Source organism: Minwuia sp. IMCC3009 (assembly GCF_029909415.1).
Taxonomy (GTDB): domain Bacteria; phylum Pseudomonadota; class Alphaproteobacteria; order Minwuiales; family Minwuiaceae; genus Minwuia.
In genome coordinates, this window is record NZ_CP123781.1 from 3,173,578 (window position 1) to 3,174,429 (window position 852).

An 852-nucleotide genomic window follows, 5' to 3' on the forward strand; every position below is an offset into this window, starting at 1 on the left:
CTCCCCAAACCGTTCGATTGCTGCCAGACTGACGACATATGTCCTGCATCACAACGGACAAGATCAGAGTGCCCCGATGGCCATCAGCCCTGAATATCGTGAATTCGCGCTTGAACTGTTCGATCCGGTCGGCGCCATAGCGTTCCGCCGCATGTTTGGTGGGGCAGGCCTGTTTCATCAGGGCCTGATGTTCGCCCTGATCATCCGCGAGACCATCTACATGAAGGTCGATGACGTGAACCGTCCGGACTATGAGGCCGCCGGGTCGGAACCCTTCACCTATGAAACGTCGAAGGGAACACGCGGCGTCCTGAGCTATTTTGCCCTGCCTGAGGACCTGTACGACGATCAGACGGAAGCGGTCGCCTGGGCACTTCGTGCGATCGAAGCTGCCGGTCGCGCCGATGCAGCCAAGCCACCCTCCAAGCGGAAGCGAAAGTCCTGACCCTCAATCCAATTCACACGGGCATCGTGTCGAGAATCGACCCGCGAAACCTGTAGACTGATGTCTTCGCGGGGATTTGCAGTGAATTGTTTGTTAAGCTGGTCACGTCAGAGTGGGTCATGCGTTGTCGGCCGGCCCGTTGCGATGCAAATGTGACAGCGGTGCAGGAAGGCCACAGGGCGCGGTGTTCGGGTTGGATCCACCCTATGCATCTGTGGATACGGACTTTTTTGCTACGCCCCAGTGTCAAATGGGCGTAGAATGCAGTCTAATCGCCGGAACATGTCCCGGGAGGTCGGGCAGGTTTCGGTTCTTTGTCGGATCGGCACAGCACAATGCTGTGCTGACAACCGGCAGGAAGCGGAGCGAGGGATGATCTCTACTCGTATCACGGGCAGGAGTGGGTA

1 protein-coding gene is annotated in these 852 nt (G+C 57.9%); it reads left to right on the forward strand.

Annotated elements, in window-relative coordinates:
- Positions 1-76 precede the first annotated feature (76 nt).
- On the forward strand, positions 77-445 hold the full coding sequence (locus tag QGV55_RS14920; RefSeq protein WP_281015987.1) for a TfoX/Sxy family protein: 369 nt from the start codon (positions 77-79) through the stop codon (positions 443-445).
- Positions 446-852 lie beyond the last annotated feature (407 nt).

Bases quoted from the DNA above. Each gene is read 5' to 3' on its own strand.
- QGV55_RS14920 (WP_281015987.1), top strand. From the start codon at position 77: ATGGCCATCAGCCCTGAATATCGTGAATTCGCGCTTGAACTGTTCGAT.